The organism is Acetobacter fabarum, from assembly GCF_011516925.1.
Taxonomy (GTDB): domain Bacteria; phylum Pseudomonadota; class Alphaproteobacteria; order Acetobacterales; family Acetobacteraceae; genus Acetobacter; species Acetobacter fabarum.
Map to the genome: position 1 here is coordinate 179,220 of NZ_WOTG01000003.1, position 17,020 is coordinate 196,239.

Sequence of the window (17,020 nt, forward strand, 5' to 3'; positions counted from 1 at the left end):
GCAAAACGCGGCATGTCTGGTATTTTGCATATTATTGGCGGTGGCATGGCTGGCCTTGCCGCTGCGGTAGAAGTCGCGGGCACCGGCACGCGTGTGATCGTGCACGAAGCCGGGCGGACATGCGGCGGGCGCGCCCGCTCCTACCATGACCGGCATCTGGACTGCCGCATAGATAATGGCAACCACCTGCTCCTGTCCGCCAATAGCACGGTGTTCCGCTACCTTGGCATAACGGGAGCACTGGATACGCTCAGCGGACCGGGCAAGCCGATTTTCCCGTTTGTTGATCTGGCCGAGGATGCACGCTGGACGCTGGATTTGTCCCGCGGGCGTCTGCCTCTATGGGTTTTCCAGCCTCACCGCCGCGTGCCGGACATGCGCCTGCCCGAGTTGCAGAGCCTCTACCGCCTGATCCGCGCAGACGACCAGACAACAGTGGCCGACTGCCTGCTGCCCGGTGCCTTTACCCGCAGGCTGCTTGAACCTTTTTCCATCTCCGCCCTGAACACCCTAAGCGATACAGGCAGCGCGGCACTGCTTGGCGCTGTGGTGCGGGAATCGCTCTCGCTCGGGGGGCATGCCTGCGTGCCGTGGTTTGCGCGTGACGGTCTTTCCGAGTCTCTCGTGGACCCGGCCGTTGCTTACCTGGCCTCCATGAACGCCGAAATCCGCACACAAACCCGTATTACGGGGCTGGACGTTGCCAAAGGCCGCGTAACCACGCTCCATACCGCGCAGGACAGCATTGCCCTGTCCGAGCATGATAAGGTGATTGTCGCCACCACGGCACCGGTTGCCGAAGGGCTGCTGAGCCAGCACATGGCCGGGCTGACAACCCCCAATGCGTTTGAGAGCATTCTGAACCTGCATTTCCGTCTGGCAGAGGCCCCACGCCCTGTTGGTTCTTTTGCCCAATGCGGATTTATGGGGGTTATTGGCGGCGTGACCGAATGGGTGTTCCTGCGCGGGAATATCCTGTCTGTGACCGTTAGTGCGGCCAACCGCTACGCCAAGCATGACCACGAGGAGCTAGCCCGTACCATCTGGTCCGAGCTACGCAGCGCGTGTGATGCGGTATTGGAGCAGCCCCTCCCCTCCGCACCGGATGCCCAGCGTATTGTATGGGAAAAGCGCGCAACCTTTGCCGCCACCCCGGAGCAGAAGCGCCGCCGCCCCGGCTCGGCCACTCCTCTGGTTAATCTGGCACTGGCAGGGGACTGGACCAACACTGGCCTGCCTGCAACGCTGGAAGGGGCCATGCGCTCGGGCCTGCGCGCCGTACACGCACTGGGCCTGAAAACACCGTCCTGAACACACAAAGACTACGGCTGTTATTCTGCCCCCGCTGCGCGTTATCCGGGTTGCGGGGAGTGTGTTGCCCCTAGCCATATGTTCTGCGGTTCAGCAAAGATCCGGGGCCAGAATATTGCAGGCAACCATGCCGGCCATCTGTGAGGGTTCAGAACCCTGCATGCTGGCCGGGGCCATTTTACCAGCTTAATCCGATTGTTTTTCGTCTCCACCAAGGCCTGGGTTCTGATCCATGACACAGTCAACCACCACGCACCGCGCCCCAACACGCCCTGGCATTCTGGTCGGGCTTAAAGCGGAAGCACAGTTGATCCGGGGGGTATTCCCCCACGCAGCCATTGCCGCAAGTGGTGCCACCAGTGCTGGCGCACAGCGTGAGGCCAACCGGCTTGCCGCATGTGGGGCAGACTGCCTGTTATCCTTCGGGCTTGCAGCAGGGCTGGACCCGGCTCTGCCACCCGGGACCATTGTTATTCCCAGTGCCGTACAGGCATGGGACAATGTCTGGCCGAGTGAGCCAACCTTGCGCCATATTCTGGGCGGGGAACAAGCCGGGGTTATCAGCGGGCCTCTCCTCCACAGTGATCAGGTCGTATTGCAGGCCCGGCACAAAGCCGACCTGTTTGCTGCTACGCACTGTGCAGCACTGGATATGGAAAGTGGCTTTTTAGCCCGTGCAGCCCATGAAGCAGGTTTGCCCTTTGCCGTGCTACGGGTTGTGTGCGACCCGGCAACACGCTCCCTCCCCCCCATTACGGCCTGTGTTCTGTCCCCCGATGGTGGATTGCAAATCGGCCTGCTGCTGCGCTCCCTGCTCCGCCACCCTTCCCAGATTGGTGGATTGATCTCTCTGGGGCGGGATGCCGGGCTGGCACGCAAAGCCATGCTGCGTTTTCTGCACGAGCAGGCCACCCGTCCCGCATTCCAGCAGCTTACCGCCCGCACCACACTGGGCTGACACGGCCACAGGCCAGACAATCCGGGCCCGCAACTTTACGCCCCGAGGCTTAGCCCCGACCCACAACAAAAAAACCGCCCGGCAAATAACCGGGCGGTTTTTTTTAAAGCCTACGAACCAGAATGTCTTACTGCGAGAAAGCTCTTGCCAGAATATTCTGCGTTTCAAGCGACACAGGCAGGGTAGAGTTGGTAAGGGCCACACCCTTCCACCCCGCACCAAGGGCTGTGTAAAGGTTCACCGCATCGCGCAGGCGTTCAAGGCGGGCCAGAGCTTCCATGTTCTGCGCGTTCAGTGTGGTGCGTTCGGTTGTCAGCACTTCCAGAAAGCCAACCAGCCCCGCGCCATACAGTTTACGCGCACGGTCACTGGCTGTTGCGCTATCTTCCGCCGCTTTGTGCAGTTGCTCGGCATATTCAATATCATCATGCCAGGCCGCCATGGAGTCTTCGACCTCCTTGAAGGCCGTCAGCACTGTCTGCCGGTATGTCAGGCGTGCTGCCTCAGCCGAAGCCTGCGTTGCGCGGACTTCAGACGTCATTTTACCACCGTGCATCAGCGGCAGGCTGGCCATAAGCAGGAACTGCCAGCTCATGGCATTGACCTGAAACGCCTGATACATGGCAGAGGCATTGGGGTTGAAGGTCAGCGGCACCACAAAATGCGGATACAGATTGGCAACGGCAACGCCAATCTGGGCCGTGGCGACGGCGTAACGCCGCTCCGCCATACGCACATCCGGGCGGTTGGCAATGACAACAGAAGGCAGAACCGCCGGGAACTCCGGCACAACAGGCAGCGGACGCTGCTGCTTCAGTTCGTCTTCCAGCTCACCCGGCATTTTACCCAGCAACACCGCAATCGCATGCGTGACCTGAGAAACACGGGTTTTAAGCGGTTCGCGCGCTGCGATCTGGGCATCCAGTTCCGCCTGAGCCTGCGCGATCTGCAAGGTGTTCCCCACACCTTCCAGATACAGCTTGTTGGTCAGGTCCACGGCGTCCTTGGCAACGCGAATATTGTCCGTGGCAATCTGGATCTGCAACTGCGTTACGCGCAGCAGCATGTAATCCGACGCCAGCTCGGACAAAAGCCCCATGAGCACCGCACGGCGGGCTTCAATTGTGGCTTCAACTGCATGTTCACGGGCCTGCACATCACGCCGGATACGCCCGAACATGTCCAGCTCCCACGATGCCGTGGCACCGTAGGTCAGCATGGAAGCTTCTGGCCGGTTTGCCGGGTTACCCGGACGCAACGGCCAGTTATCAATGTTCAGGGAGTAGCGGACATCCCCGCCCCCCATGTTGGCATCCATCTGCGGGTACCATTGCGCGGCGGAACGGTCACGCATGGCGCGTTCGGCCAGAATACGCTGCCCCGCAATCTGGAGGTCGTAGTTCCCCTTTATGGCGTCCTGCACAAGGCGGGAAAGAAGGGGGTCCTTGAACAGGGCCCACCACTCGACCATTTCCTTGTTTGTGCGCTCAATCTCTTCAGGGGTGGCAACATGTTCCTCCGCTGCCTCCTTGAACTGGGCAGGCAACTTCATACGGTCAGGCTGATAATTGGGCCCAACAGTACAGGCGGAGAGAAACATGCTTGTTGCGGCACATAACCCAAAGCGACGGCGAGCCTTCATGCGCTTCATCCTTGGCCCACGCTCAGAGATGATCTTGCAGCCAGGTGGTCAACGTACCCCTGCGCCCGGTTGGCTCTGGCCCCACGCTGACCGTAGCTGTCATACCTGCCGCGAGGGTGACGCTATCGGGCACATGGTCAAGATGGATACGCACCGGAATACGCTGGGCCAGACGGACCCATGTAAAGATTGGGTTCACATCCTGTAGGCCCAGCTTGTCCGGCGTGCCGTTGGTATCGTTAATACCACGCGCAATGCTGACAACATGCCCGGTGAGGATTGGCTTATACCCCATGAGCTTGACGCGGGCGACATCGCCCACATGCACGCCCCACATCTTGGTTTCTTCAAAATACCCGTAAACCCAGTAGGAGTCGGCATCAATCACGGCCATACGTGCCTGACTGGCGGCTGCGTAATCGCCCACCCGCAGGTTCAGGTTGGTCACATAACCATTGACGGGAGAATACAGAACCGAGCGCTGCAGGTTCAGCTTGGCCACGTCCAGTGCGGCGCGGGCTGCGTCCACTGCGGCAATCTGGGTTGCCACGTTGGAGTTGAACACTTCCTGCTCTTCGGCCGACACAATACCACCCAGGCCCATACGGCGCTTGGCGTCATTGCGTTTGAGCTTCAGGTCTTCCAATGCGCCATCCAGCCGGGCCTGTGCCTCGCGGATAGCCAGACGGAAACGGACCGGATCGAGCACAAAGAGCGGGTCGCCCTTATGGACAAACTGGTTATCCACCACCGGAATCTGCACCACGGTGCCAGAAACTTCGGGGGCCACGTCGACCACGTAAACACGCACGCGCCCGTCGCGGGTCCAGGGGGCGATCATGTAGACGTTCCAGAGAGTGATCCCCAGAACAATCGCAAGAGAGACGACCGCCAGGGTCAGAACAACTCGTATCAGGGTGCGCAGAAGGGGCATTGCAGAGACTCAAAAGCCTTTTCAGGTCAGACGTAGAGGATCAGCAGACAGAGAATGCAGACGTAAAGCGAAACTTCAAACAGCGCGATATGCCAGAACCAGCCCAAAAGGCCACTCCACCACAACGCAAACCGGATACACATGGTCAGCGGGAGTGCTGCCAGCGCATACACAACAATCGGTGCCATAAAGACACCAAAGAGATTAAATTCCGTCAGCATGACACCGCCCTGGACACCAGCATTACCGTGCGTCCCTTTTTTCAGCATCGGAACTCTCTTTATGGGCCTGAGCAGCCTGCTCTACCCGGTCGAGAACACCGCAGCACTGTTCCAGCTCCGGGTCGGACACACCAGCCATAAGCCGGGCCGTAACCTGATCTGCCACGCTGCTGACCAGAGCGGCCACCTGCCGCCCCTCCGACGTGATGCTGACAAGCTTGGAACGCCGGTCTTCCTCATCCGTCTCACGCACGACGTAGCCGCGTTTTTCCAGCACATCCAGAAGCCGCACCAGTGAAGGGGCCTCGAGTGACAGGGAACGGGCCAGATCGGTCTGGCGCATGGATGAGGATGAAAAGTTGAGATAGTAAATGGGGCGCCACGTGGCATCGGTCAGGCCGAATACCCGCAGATCGGCATCTATTTCCCGCCGCCACATGGACGCAAGTCGAGCCAGCCGGTAACCGAAGGACCGGCGGGTCTCGTTGTCCACAACAGGATTATGCTCAAGTTCCATTCACTGCTCACACTAGCGAGTATGCAAAAAGTTTGCACACTCACAAAAGACTGACGCCATCATTTACAGAAACAATCCAGCGCGCCAATGCAAATTTGGAATGGAACCTATGGCTTAACCTAGACTGGACAGATTCAGTCCTTTTTACCGCGCACAATATCCCACACCTTGCGGGTGCCACCGCGGCCAACGGCGGTTGCAACGGTGGCCGTAACCGCAGCCATGGTTACGGAGTCGCGCATCTGGGTCATGCAGCGGTCACGCATGATCCGGGCTTCCACTTCATCCGTGGTCAGGTAGGAGCGACGGCCAAACAGAACGCACACAAGGGCGGCCAGCACATCCAGCCCGAAAACGGTAAAGGATGCGCCAACCGGCCCGAAGTGGCCAACAAACACAAGCAGAATCCAGAGCAGACCATGCCCCGTGATCAGGGCAAAAAGGCCAAACACCGCAGCCATGATCAAAAACGCGGCCTGACGACCGTAACGGATGGCCATCTGCTGCATCAGGGAGGACTGGGCAGATAGGGCGGATTTACCAAGATCAAAGATGCGCATGGGCTCTGGAGCTACCTTCGTTCAGATGACGCGCAAAGCGTCAGCGAGACATGCGCCCGATGATAAACCCCACCACGCCGGAAATGGCAATGGACAACCAGGACGAACGACCGCTTGTACGCTTTGCAAGATCGTTGCGCGTATGATCCGCCAGTTCGCGGGCATTGGCAACTGCCTGTTCTGTCAGATCACCTGCCTTGCCGCCTGCCCGGCCCAATGCGGGAACAATATGTTGTGTAACCAGACGCTCGATATGGGCTTTAACGGCCTCCAGTTCTTCACGCGCGGTGTCGGCTGCGGCTTCGCCAGCCAGCTTAACGTCTTTGATTTTATCTGATGACATGAAACAAACCTCGTTGACTTTACCGTTTTAAATTACAACACCATTGTAACCCACAAAAAAGGACATAGTTGCATGCCGCCAGCGCATGGCTCACTCCCGGCTTTGGCGCTTACGGATTTTACTGTCCTGCCCGAAGCTCCTCCACTTGCCTTACGCCTGAGTTCCGGCTGCTGCATGGCCCTGCTGGGAATCGGCCCCACCACGCACGACCTGAACGCGCTGACCGAAGCCCTGGCAGGGCGCAGCCGGGCATCGGGGCAGATATGCGTATACGGGATAGATGTCAGCCATAAACCGCAGGGGCGGCGCGGCATTGCCACAGTGGGGGGGCATGCGCCCCTGTTCGACCACCTGAGCGTAACCGACAACATTCTGTTCCCCCTCCGCGCCACGGGCCTGCTCTCCCCCGCTGAGATCAACCGCAGGCGTGATGAGGTTCTGGCCCTGACAGGGCTGGATGCCGTGCGCACATTCTTACCCCCAGCACTCTCCACCGAGCAGGCATTTCGCGCAGCACTGGCGCGCGCCCTGATTACCTCCCCCGACCTGCTTGTGCTCAACCAGCCTTTAAAGGGTATGCCCCCACAGGCTGCAAAACGCTCGCTGGCGTTTTTGGAACGACTCCGCCAGGCCATTGGCCTGACCTCCCTGTTCCTCACCTCGGACCGGACCGAGGCCTTCATGGCCGCCAACACCATTGGTGTGCTTGATCAGGGGCATTTACTACAGGTGGCGGATGCCCCCACCCTGCTCAACCGCCCTGCCACACCTGCCGTGGCGCTGGCATTGGGGGACGCCAATATCCTGACCGGCAAGGTCCTGCGCCTTGACGATGATACCGCCGAACTCCGGCTGCCATCGGGCGAAACAGTCGAGGCAATGGCCGATGGGGATCTGGCGGAGCATGACCTGGCGAGCATCTGTATTCTGCCAGACCGGCTTTCCGTTCTCTTTCCTCGGCAGGTGGAGGCTGATAATGCTGCCGAAGCAGGCGACCTGCCATGCACACTTGTATCCGCCCACCATCTTGGTCACACCATTACCATGCGTATGCGCCTGCGGGATGGAACGGAAATAACCGTTAACCGTCCCCCCGTGCATACACAGCGCGAGCTCAGCGCCGGCCGCCCCGCCCTGCTGGCCTGGCAAACACGGAACGCAACAGCCTTTCCGATGGATAAAAAAACCAGCTAGATTTAGGCTGGCAAAACTGGCCAACAAAAACGACGCATGAGGTTTACCCTGTTCTCTTTCCCTTTCCTGAACACACCCGACAGGCAGGCAGTGTCCTCCCAGGAACGAGGGCAGGCTCCTTCTCTTGGCGTTTTATCGCGCCGTCGCGCATTGCTGGCCGGGCTAGGTTGTCTGACACCCCTGCTCCCAGCTTCTGCCATGGCCCGGCACCCCGCTCCGCAGAGCAAAGCCGCCAGAAGCCTGCATATCCTGACCTTTTCGGGCAAAATTGCCGGGATACAGAGCAAAATCCTGTTCAAACCTTACGAACAGCTTACCCACCAGACCATTATACCCCATGGCTGGAACGGGCAGATCAGCGATCTGGAGCACGTTATAAAGCAGACACACCGTCCTCTGGCTGCTGCCATGATGGAAAGCAGCAGCCTACGCATTGGCTGCAACCTCAAGCTTCTGTCACGCCACCAGACCGACAGTTCCATCAGCAATTGCGGTCAGCCCTCCGCCGCCATAGATTACGCCATGGCCTGGGACCGCGCCCGGTTTGACGCAGCCCCCAACTGGCCCGATTTCTGGGATGTTGCGCGCCACCCCGGCCGCCGCAGCCTCCGCCGTGACCCCCGCCTGACACTGGAAATTGCCCTGCTAGCCGACGGCGTGCCCGCCAATGCGCTCTACTCTGCTCTGGCAACGACCGAGGGGGTTAATCGCGCTTTCCTCAAACTTGAGCAGCTCAGACCCTATATTGTCTGGTGGTCCACGCCGGAAGAAGCTGGACACATCCTGACTTCGGGCGGCGCTCTTATGGGCTGTGTCCCCACGGGGGAAATTCTTGGCATATCCGGACCAGACCGCCAGCGTTTTGGCCTGCACTGGCAGCAGCGTTTTCTGGTCCAATATGGTTGGGGAGTGCTCACCGCTGCAGCACGCAACCCTGCGGCTCTGGCTTTTGTCTCCTGGCTGGAACAGCCGGCACAACAACAGGCATTTGCCAATGCCTGGCCCTCTCTCCCCTCCATAACGGAACTGAATGCTCTGGCTCCACGCCTTAGCCACGTTCCACCTGCCATTATGGTCGATGACACCTTCTGGGAGGCCAATCTGGAAAAGCTGAGTGACCGCTTCCAGCAATGGATTCACCACGTATGATTCCGTATTACTGGGGCCTTGCTGATGCACATACAGCGTGCCTCCATGGCCTGCTGATTCTCACAACCAGTCTGGTAGCTACAGCCCCACTTCTGGGACTGAGTATTCTCCTGCGTGTGGAACAATGGCTTTATACGGCCACACTTTTTCTTCTGCTTCCTTGCACAGTCCTTTCCGTAGCGCTGCCTTTGTTTTTCCATGCGCAAACTACACCGTTTTTGCAGGGCCTTTTCCTTCTTCCCCTCCTTTTGTTTCCGTTATCGTTGCCTATCAGAACCTTGCAGCAGGGCTGGTCGGCTACTGCACGGGAACTCGGCGCAGGCCGGCAGGCAAGGCTCCGTTTTTTCTGGTTGCCACTCCTAAAAAATGCTGCCTGCCAAAGTCTTTTTCTCTCACTTCTCTTTAGCATCGTACAATGACACCTCCATCCCCTCCCCCCTTCTGGAAAACCACTCCCCTTGCGGACATGACAACCGAACAATGGGAGTCTCTATGTGATGGCTGTGGCCGATGCTGCCTGCACAAACTCCGTGATGATGACACGGAAGAACTCCACTATACATCTGTCGCATGCAGGCTTCTGGATGTAAAAACCTGCCAGTGCACAGACTACCTCAAACGCCACCGCAAAGTGCAGGACTGCGTAACCTTAACCCCCACCATGATCCCGGACCTGGACTGGCTTCCGCCGGACTGTGCCTATAAACGACTGTCTGACGGTCTCGACCTGCCCGCATGGCATCCGCTGATCACTGGGGACCCCAACACGGTTATCACCTCCGGCGCATCCGCTGCGGGGCGATGCATTAGTGAAAGACGTGCAGGAGCACTGGAGGATTACATTGTTGACTGGCCAGCAGAGCCTGCGGCAACTCCCGACGGAAATTAACCTTTCCGCTCAGGAGCCTTTACAGGTCATCTGGAAGCACTCTTTGCGGGCAAGGCGCCTTGCCCTACGCATTGCTCCACACGAGCAAAAGCTTGTTGTTACCATCCCGCAAGGCTGCACCTCTGCCCAGGCACTTGCATTCGTCCAGAAAAATCACGGATGGATTAGTGAGCGCTTGAAGAAACTTGAAAAAGCACCGTCTTTTTCAGCCAACAACACAATTCTGATTGAAGGAACACCCTACCGGATTGTCCACTCCCCAGAACAACTGGGGGGCGCATGGCTTGAAAACGACCGCCTTATGGTGAGTGGGGATGCGGCATTCATTAACAGGCGCGTGACCGATTTTCTCCGCAGCCATGCCGCGACCGTATTAAAAAGAGAAGTGCAGGCAATGGCCCAACACACTGGCCTGCGCCCGACCCGGGTGGATATCCGAGACACGTCCAGCCGGTGGGGAAGCTGCTCTTCAACAGGCCGGATCATGCTGTCCTGGCGCGTGATCATGGCACCAGAACAGGTACGGCACTACCTGATTGCCCACGAGTTAAGCCACCTCCAGCACATGAACCACGGTCCGCTCTTCTGGCAATGTGTGAGAAGCATTACACCACACAAAACACAGGCCGAAGCATGGCTCCGCCAGAAGGGACCTCTCCTGCTACAAGCCAGATGAACCGAAGATTTGCGCAATAGCTGAAGCATGCTAAAGAATAGCCGCATAGGCCATACAGAGCATATGCGAACTTGGCGGAATGGTAGACGCAGGAGACTTAAAATCTCCAGCCCGTATGGGCGTGCGGGTTCGAGTCCCGCAGTTCGCACCACTAATCTGTTGAAATATAACAGTAAAATGAGAATTTGACGGGTGTGCGGGATTTTCCCGTTTGTCTTCCCAGACTGGGAACTCGTCATGCTCCGACTCATAGGGTCACATTACCACTTCCGTCGCGCGGTTCCTCAGGCCGTGCAAGCCTGCCTCGGCAGAACCGAAATCTCCCTTTCCCTGCAAACTCAGAGTAAGCTCATTGCCCGAGAACGGGCGGCTGCCCTCTATGCAGTCACGGGCACACTGTTTGAAAGGGCAAGGATGATGGACGAGAAGCCTGACACCGATCTGATGAAAGACCTGCTGGCCGTTCAGGCCCAGATGATCCGGGATCAGGAAGAGACGCTCGCCCTGGCCGAAGAGTGCCATGCCCTTGACCGCAAAATTCGCGACGCCACCCATAACATGGCCCTGCTCGAAAGAATTCAGAGCGAAAACGCTTTCCTCGATGAAAGCTCAAAAAAGATACGTGAGATCGGCCAGCGCTTTGACAGTCTGCGTCAGCAGCTCACCACCGGTGTTGCCCTGAGCAAACAGGAAAAGAAAATGCTCAAGGCGGAAGCCGACCGCCTGTCCGGCATGATCGTTGACATCCAGAGCCGTCAGCCTGCCCATATTGTCCAGCCGGTGCCACAGACAACGGCCCCACCTGCACAGGAAGAGCGCAAACCCGCCCCGAAAATTTCATCGCCTCTTCTTTCAACCATGGCGGAACGCTTTATCTATTCTGACAAAGCAAAGAGTGCCGACACCATAAAAGCCACCCAGAAGACGATCGGTCTGTTTATTGAAGCTTTTGGCGACATGCCCGTGCGACAGATTACCGGCAACGTGGCGGGAGAATTTTTTGACCTGCTCTCTTCCCTGCCCGCAACACATGGGAAGGGCAAGACTGTTCTCCCGTTACGTGTTGTCATTGCACAGGCTGAGGAACGCGGCTTGGAAACGGTTGGCGGGAAAACCGTCAAAAACCACTTTTCCCGACTGTCCGCGTTATGGGGACATCTGGTCAAACGCGACTTTGCCGACAAGAATCCATGGGCCGGTTGGGACTTCAATGTCACCAAAAAGATTGTCCGCCGGGGATGGACTGACGGTGAACTGGCTTTGCTCGCCCGCACTCAGTGGTCGGGAACGGCTGTCTCTCACCGGACATGGACTGGCATTATCAGCATTGGCATGTTCACAGGTATGCGGTTAGGCGAAATCTGCAATTTACGCAGACAGGATATTGAGGTGATCGACGGAGTATCCTGCTTCCATGTCCGCCCTCACCCCGAAGATGGCTGGTCACCCAAAACGTCAGCGGGCACCCGTATCATTCCCATTCATTCCAGTCTGCTCAGAATGGAGGGGCTGAATCTACTTGAGGACAATGGTGAAAAATATCTGTTCCCGGACCTGACCGTTTCTACTTCTGGTGAACGGGGCGATAACTTTGCCCGATCCTTCTCAAAGCACAAAAAACGACTTGGCCTTCCAGACGCGGTAACATTCCACTCCTTCCGGCACACCGTCTCAACCAAGCTTCGAAACCAAGAAGCGCACATTCGGGAACTATGGATTGATACTGTTCTGGGACATGAAGCCTCCCATAAATCACAGGGCACGATGAACTACACAAGCGGGATTGAGGTCGCCAATTTGAAACAAGTCATTGAAGCCCTGAGCTATCCGCCCGAGTGCATCATGCCATTCTGAACGGTTCATATTGTCGATCTTGTTTGCATAAAAAGAAAGTTCGGAAATCTGGCATCTCAATAGGTTATCTTTGAGAGGAGCCAGCAGTGTCAAATGGCTACCCAAGGGTAGCATTCGACAAGCTGGCAAGGGGGAGAAATCTCCCCCGTTAACCCCCTCTTTAAGGAGAACCTTGTTATGCCGATTGCCCGAACTTCCCGCCTTTCCGTCCGTGCATCACCCGATGAACTGGTGCGCTGGAACCATATCGCCAGCACTCATGGCCATGCCACAACTGCCCACTGGATACGCTCCCTCCTGACCAGTGCGGAACTGGCCGGGCATGATGGACCACACGTTCCCGATGAACTACGTGGGATACGTCATCAGCTTTCCCGTGTCGGGAATAACCTCAACCAGCTTGCCCATTCTGCCAACTGTGGCGATGTGGTGCATTGCGGGCCTGTGCTGAACGAGATTGAGAAGCTGATCCAGCATCTTGACCACCTTCTCCCCCACTCACGAAGAAACCACCATGGCAGGTCTGCCCGTCGCAGGTGCGACAGGCCAGCACTGACCCTGCACTGACCGTTTGTGGTCATGCCCCATGATCGTCAAAGAAAGCCGGATCAGAACAAAAAGTGGCGCGGGTGCTTTGTCCCGCCATGTGCTGCATGGTGCGAAGAATGAAGCCATCCGGGTTCTGGCGGGGTCAGACTGGCTGATGCGTGACCATATGCGCGAAGCCAGACGGGAGGGGCTGACATACGGTCTACGCCATATCGCTTTCAATCCAGATGACGCCATGACAGATGACCAGCTTTCTGACTTTGCCTGTCGCCTGTGTGAAGAACTCCATGCCGACCCGGAACACCTCACCCTTGTGGTTCACCAGAAGGACGGTAGCACGCACGGGCACCTGATCCTGCCCGAATGGCAGTGCAACCATGTTCTGGAAAGCCGGTTCACATGGATGCGCCTAGAGAAAGTTGCCCGCTTGGAAGAACTACGATTAGGGCATGCCCTCGTGCCCGGAAGGCATGACAGGACTATTGCCAAGGCCCTACGCCGGGAAGGCCATCATCAGGCAGCGGAACAGGTCACAGCCTTGATCCCTGTTTCTGACAGCGCCAAACCGCGCGCCGCCTACACATCGCAGGCCCGACGGATCACGGAACGACAGGGGCTTGACCTCCCGACGATGAAACAACAGGTCAGCGCCCTCTGGTCACAGTCGGACGGGTTAAAATCATTCCGGGCGGCGCTGGCGGAGCATGGCCTGACCATGCGAGAAGGTGATCGAAAAGAAACACGCCCCGGCGCTCATATCATTGAAGATAGTGATGGAACGCTGATTGGCAGCTTTACCCGCCTAACAAAATTACGCATGGCGGAATTCAGAAAGCTTCTGGCAGAAGAACAATCAGCAGAAGACGAAAAGTCGAAACTGGATATCAGAAGCACCCGTGTTCCCGTCCGCATAACATCAGAGAATGACCAGACTGGAATATTCTGCGTCCCCGACGCCTCACCTGCCCCCAACAGGAGCCCAAAACGTATCCGCCTACCACGCAGGAATAAAGCGATTGACGCACTCAGGCGCAGGCAGATGGAGGATGTGGACAGGCCAGCCGTCGTGCCACACATTCCTCCGAAACCGCTGTATCCGCTGATCCTCAGCGCGGAAGAAGCCCGTCACCGCCATCGGATCAGGCTGGCCATTCAGGCCCAGCAGGCTATCCTTGACCAGAGAGCGCCAGAAGCGGGCTGGGCACCGCTGAAGAGGGAAGAAATGCTCACGAAATGGCGCAAAGCCCTCACACCCTACCATAAGCAACTGCGGAGCAGCTTTGCGCGTTACCATCGTGCCAAAAAAGAGTGGAAACAAGCTGACGAAAGCCGCTGGCAACGCATGACCGGACGAGCCGGGAAACTGGAAAAAGTCTGCCAGCAGCTTTTGCTCAAATTTCTGGAAGTCCTGCGGTTTGTTGTACAGGCGTTGCTGCATATTGTCGGGTTGCGCTCAACACCGCCAGAACCTGTCCGGTCTATCCTGACAGAACAGGATAGACCTGCCCTTGAAGAATTCAGGAAACAGTATGATGCCGAATTTTCCGCCATGGCTGATCCAGAAAAACTCGAACCATGGCTCCAGCATCGTTTTGACAGACTGGTGCAGGCGAGAACAGACCGTATCAGACAATGGGACAAGGCCCACCAAGCTGAAAAAGAAAGGGCGAGACAGGAAATCGCCCGCCTGCGCTCAAAACTGTCTATTCCAGAAGGCTTGAGAAACACCATTGACATTGCCAAACCCAAACCGGCCATGGGACCATCGCCATAAAATCCCGGTTCACCACCTGCACACGGTGCCAGACAGACCTCTATCCCGCCATTGCCTCTCGACCAGATGGCCAGTTTCCGTCAAACTGGATTATCTGATTTTTCTGAGAAACAAGGCTTTCTTTTATGCCCCGCGGTCGCCCTCGCAAGAACCCTGATACTGCCCCTGCTCCCAAGAAAACCACCAAGGCGAGCAAAGCCAAGGCAGCGAGCGCGACACTCGGCTTTGAACAGCAAATGTTTCTGGCGGCTGACAAGCTGCGCAAGAACCTTGAACCCTCAGACTACAAGCATGTGGCCCTTGGCCTGATCTTCCTGCGCTACATCTCCACCGCGTTTGAAACCCGTCATGCTGAACTGATGCTGGATGATCCGGCGGCAGCGGAAGACCCGGACGAATATCTGGCAGAAAACATCTTCTGGGTGCCCGAGACTGCCCGCTGGTCTCACCTGAGAGACAACGCCCGTTCCTCCGGCATTGGCAAACTCATTGACGAGGCCATGCTGGCCATTGAAAAGGCCAACCCGGATCAGCTCAAGGGAGTTCTCCCTAAGGATTACGGACGGCCTGCCCTTGATAGCGTGATGCTGGGGGAACTGATTGACCTGATCTCCGACATTGGCATGGGCGATACGGACGATAAGGCGCGGGACGTGCTGGGCCGGGTGTATGAATACTTCCTTGGCGGGTTTGCCGGAGCCGAAGGCAAGCGCGGGGGCGAGTTCTACACGCCGTCCAGCGTGGTGCGCACGCTGGTCTCCATGCTCGAACCCTATAAGGGCCGGGTCTATGACCCATGCTGTGGCTCTGGTGGCATGTTCGTGCAGTCTGAACGCTTTGTGGAGACCCATGGCGGCAAGCTGGGTGACATTGCCATTTACGGGCAGGAGAGCAATCACACCACATGGCGTCTGGCTCGCATGAACCTTGCCGTGCGTGGTATTGGCGCGGATATCCGCTGGAACAATGAAGGCAGCTTTCTGCGTGATGAACTGAAAGACCTGCGCTTTGACTATATTCTGGCCAACCCGCCCTTTAACGTGTCGGACTGGTGGAATGCGTCATTAGAGGAAGACCCGCGCTGGCAGTATGGTAAGCCGCCTGCGGGCAATGCCAACTATGCGTGGCTCCAGCATATCCTGTGGCACCTGGCCCCCGACGGCACCGCTGGCGTGGTGCTGGCCAATGGCTCCATGTCCTCCAATCAGAACAGCGAAGGCGAAATCCGCCGCCGGATGGTGGAAGCCGATGTGGTGGACTGCATGGTGGCCCTGCCCGGTCAGCTTTTCTATTCCACCCAGATTCCAGCCTGCCTATGGTTCCTCACCCGCACCAAGAAGCAAAAAGACTGGCGAGACCGGCGCGGAGAAATCCTGTTTATTGACGCCCGCAAGCTGGGCAAGCTTGTTGACCGCACCCGCCGGGAACTGACGGACGAGGACGTGGCCCGCATTGCCGACACTTACCACGCATGGCGTGGAGAAAAGGACGCAGGCACCTATGAGGATAGTCCGGGCTTCTGCAAATCCGCCACGCTGGACGAGGTGGAACAGCACGGCTTTGTTCTGACACCGGGCCGCTATGTGGGCGCAGAGGAAGCCGAGGAAGACAGCGTACCGTTTACCGAACGCTTTGCAGCCCTTGAGAAGACCCTGAAAGAACAGTTTGCGCAGGGTGACGCACTGAACGCGAAAATTACCGCCTCCCTGAAGCTGATCGTGCAGAAGGAGAGTGCGTGATGCTGTATCTCACCCCACTGGAACGCGCTCTCGACCGGCTGAAGGAAGGCTGGACACGGCATCTTGCCCAACCCGACGACGAACAGTTGCGGGACGGTCTGATCCAGCGTTTCGAGTTTACCTATGAACTCAGCCACAAGACTCTGAAGCGCTTTCTGGAAGCCAATTCAGCCTCCCCCGAGGAATATGACCGCATGGGCTTTCCGGACATGATCCGCTCTGCCAACGAGGCCGGATTGCTCAAAAGCGCATGGCCCCAGTGGAGCGTGTTTCGCAAAATGCGTAACCTGACCAGCCATACTTATAACGAAGCCACTGCCAAACAGGTTGTGGCCACCATTCCGGACTTTATCGCGGAAGCGGAGTTTCTGCTGGCCACGCTGAAAGAGCGCACGGCGTGACAGGGCAGATCGACATCACGCCTGAAGAGCGGGCCATTGTGCTGCGGATACTCAACGAGATTGTGCCCAATCGTGAAGTACGGGCGTTTGGTTCGCGTGTCACAGGTAAGGCCAAGCCGTTTTCTGACCTTGATCTGGCGATTATGGGTGATGAACCTTTGCCTTTGGAGACGCGAGCACGGTTGGAACAAGCTTTCTCTGAGTCAGAACTGCCGTGGAAAGTTGATGTGCTGGATTGGGCACAGGCAGATGCTGGGTTTAGAAAAATCCTACATACTTGTGCTAATCTCTTGGGAGAAGGCTAGTGTT

Annotated in this window: 19 protein-coding genes and 1 tRNA gene; 14 read left to right on the forward strand and 6 right to left on the reverse strand. The window is 57.5% G+C overall.

The features are described 5' to 3' along the window. Positions 1-12: 12 nt before the first annotated feature. Positions 13-1,311, forward strand: a complete 1,299-nt coding sequence (hpnE, locus tag GOB83_RS06510; protein ID WP_165925572.1) for a hydroxysqualene dehydroxylase HpnE — start codon at positions 13-15, stop codon at positions 1,309-1,311. Positions 1,312-1,543: 232 nt separating this feature from the next. Further along, complete coding sequence (locus GOB83_RS06515) at positions 1,544-2,269, forward strand: phosphorylase family protein (protein WP_165925573.1); 726 nt, start codon at positions 1,544-1,546, stop codon at positions 2,267-2,269. 127 nt (positions 2,270-2,396) lie between these two features. Here GOB83_RS06515 and GOB83_RS06520 read toward each other — a convergent pair whose 3' ends face one another. The 6 genes from GOB83_RS06520 to GOB83_RS06545 form a co-directional block, all read right to left on the reverse strand. Beyond that, positions 2,397-3,911 (reverse strand): efflux transporter outer membrane subunit, encoded by a 1,515-nt coding sequence (locus GOB83_RS06520; protein ID WP_179290169.1) that lies wholly within the window; start codon positions 3,909-3,911, stop codon positions 2,397-2,399. 22 nt (positions 3,912-3,933) lie between these two features. Then, positions 3,934-4,845 carry an efflux RND transporter periplasmic adaptor subunit gene (locus tag GOB83_RS06525; RefSeq protein ID WP_086646383.1) on the reverse strand — a complete coding sequence of 304 codons (912 nt, stop codon included), beginning with the start codon at positions 4,843-4,845 and terminating at the stop codon, positions 3,934-3,936. 26 nt (positions 4,846-4,871) lie between these two features. Continuing rightward, positions 4,872-5,066, reverse strand: a complete 195-nt coding sequence (locus GOB83_RS06530) for a DUF1656 domain-containing protein (RefSeq protein WP_025827705.1) — start codon at positions 5,064-5,066, stop codon at positions 4,872-4,874. Between the two features lie 22 nt (positions 5,067-5,088). Then, on the reverse strand, positions 5,089-5,583 hold the full coding sequence (locus GOB83_RS06535; protein WP_086646384.1) for a MarR family winged helix-turn-helix transcriptional regulator: 495 nt from the start codon (positions 5,581-5,583) through the stop codon (positions 5,089-5,091). Between the two features lie 134 nt (positions 5,584-5,717). Continuing rightward, positions 5,718-6,143, reverse strand: coding sequence for a phage holin family protein (locus GOB83_RS06540; protein WP_086646385.1), 426 nt, complete (start codon positions 6,141-6,143; stop codon positions 5,718-5,720). Between the two features lie 40 nt (positions 6,144-6,183). Then, positions 6,184-6,486 (reverse strand): hypothetical protein, encoded by a 303-nt coding sequence (locus tag GOB83_RS06545; protein ID WP_086646386.1) that lies wholly within the window; start codon positions 6,484-6,486, stop codon positions 6,184-6,186. Positions 6,487-6,558: 72 nt separating this feature from the next. Between GOB83_RS06545 and GOB83_RS06550 the strand changes: the two genes are divergently transcribed. The 12 genes from GOB83_RS06550 (at position 6,559) to GOB83_RS06600 (ending at position 17,016) form a co-directional block, all read left to right on the forward strand. Further along, positions 6,559-7,680, forward strand: a complete 1,122-nt coding sequence (locus GOB83_RS06550) for an ATP-binding cassette domain-containing protein (RefSeq protein WP_242005757.1) — start codon at positions 6,559-6,561, stop codon at positions 7,678-7,680. A gap of 36 nt (positions 7,681-7,716) precedes the next feature. Beyond that, on the forward strand, positions 7,717-8,829 hold the full coding sequence (locus tag GOB83_RS06555; protein WP_165925574.1) for an extracellular solute-binding protein: 1,113 nt from the start codon (positions 7,717-7,719) through the stop codon (positions 8,827-8,829). Next, on the forward strand, positions 8,826-9,248 hold the full coding sequence (locus tag GOB83_RS14830; protein WP_206752409.1) for a spermidine/putrescine ABC transporter permease: 423 nt from the start codon (positions 8,826-8,828) through the stop codon (positions 9,246-9,248). The genes GOB83_RS06555 and GOB83_RS14830 overlap by 4 nt, the downstream gene beginning before the upstream one ends. Continuing rightward, entirely contained in the window at positions 9,245-9,718 is a 474-nt protein-coding gene (locus tag GOB83_RS06560) for a YcgN family cysteine cluster protein (RefSeq protein WP_165925575.1), read from the forward strand. The genes GOB83_RS14830 and GOB83_RS06560 overlap by 4 nt, the downstream gene beginning before the upstream one ends. Continuing rightward, positions 9,648-10,394, forward strand: coding sequence for a M48 family metallopeptidase (locus GOB83_RS06565; protein ID WP_264802609.1), 747 nt, complete (start codon positions 9,648-9,650; stop codon positions 10,392-10,394). The genes GOB83_RS06560 and GOB83_RS06565 overlap by 71 nt, the downstream gene beginning before the upstream one ends. 65 nt (positions 10,395-10,459) lie before the next feature. Beyond that, positions 10,460-10,545 (forward strand) — tRNA-Leu (locus GOB83_RS06570). 86 nt (positions 10,546-10,631) lie between these two features. After that, positions 10,632-12,248 (forward strand): DUF6538 domain-containing protein, encoded by a 1,617-nt coding sequence (locus GOB83_RS06575; protein ID WP_165925639.1) that lies wholly within the window; start codon positions 10,632-10,634, stop codon positions 12,246-12,248. Between the two features lie 177 nt (positions 12,249-12,425). Next, positions 12,426-12,815 carry a MobC family plasmid mobilization relaxosome protein gene (locus GOB83_RS06580; protein ID WP_165925576.1) on the forward strand — a complete coding sequence of 130 codons (390 nt, stop codon included), beginning with the start codon at positions 12,426-12,428 and terminating at the stop codon, positions 12,813-12,815. Positions 12,816-12,834: 19 nt separating this feature from the next. After that, on the forward strand, positions 12,835-14,571 hold the full coding sequence (locus GOB83_RS14925; RefSeq protein ID WP_242005759.1) for a hypothetical protein: 1,737 nt from the start codon (positions 12,835-12,837) through the stop codon (positions 14,569-14,571). Between the two features lie 125 nt (positions 14,572-14,696). Beyond that, positions 14,697-16,310, forward strand: coding sequence for a class I SAM-dependent DNA methyltransferase (locus GOB83_RS06590; RefSeq protein WP_165925577.1), 1,614 nt, complete (start codon positions 14,697-14,699; stop codon positions 16,308-16,310). Continuing rightward, positions 16,310-16,711, forward strand: coding sequence for a nucleotidyltransferase substrate binding protein (locus tag GOB83_RS06595; RefSeq protein ID WP_061470498.1), 402 nt, complete (start codon positions 16,310-16,312; stop codon positions 16,709-16,711). The genes GOB83_RS06590 and GOB83_RS06595 overlap by 1 nt, the downstream gene beginning before the upstream one ends. Further along, entirely contained in the window at positions 16,708-17,016 is a 309-nt protein-coding gene (locus GOB83_RS06600; RefSeq protein ID WP_165925578.1) for a nucleotidyltransferase family protein, read from the forward strand. The genes GOB83_RS06595 and GOB83_RS06600 overlap by 4 nt, the downstream gene beginning before the upstream one ends. The last annotated feature ends 4 nt before the right edge of the window (positions 17,017-17,020 follow it).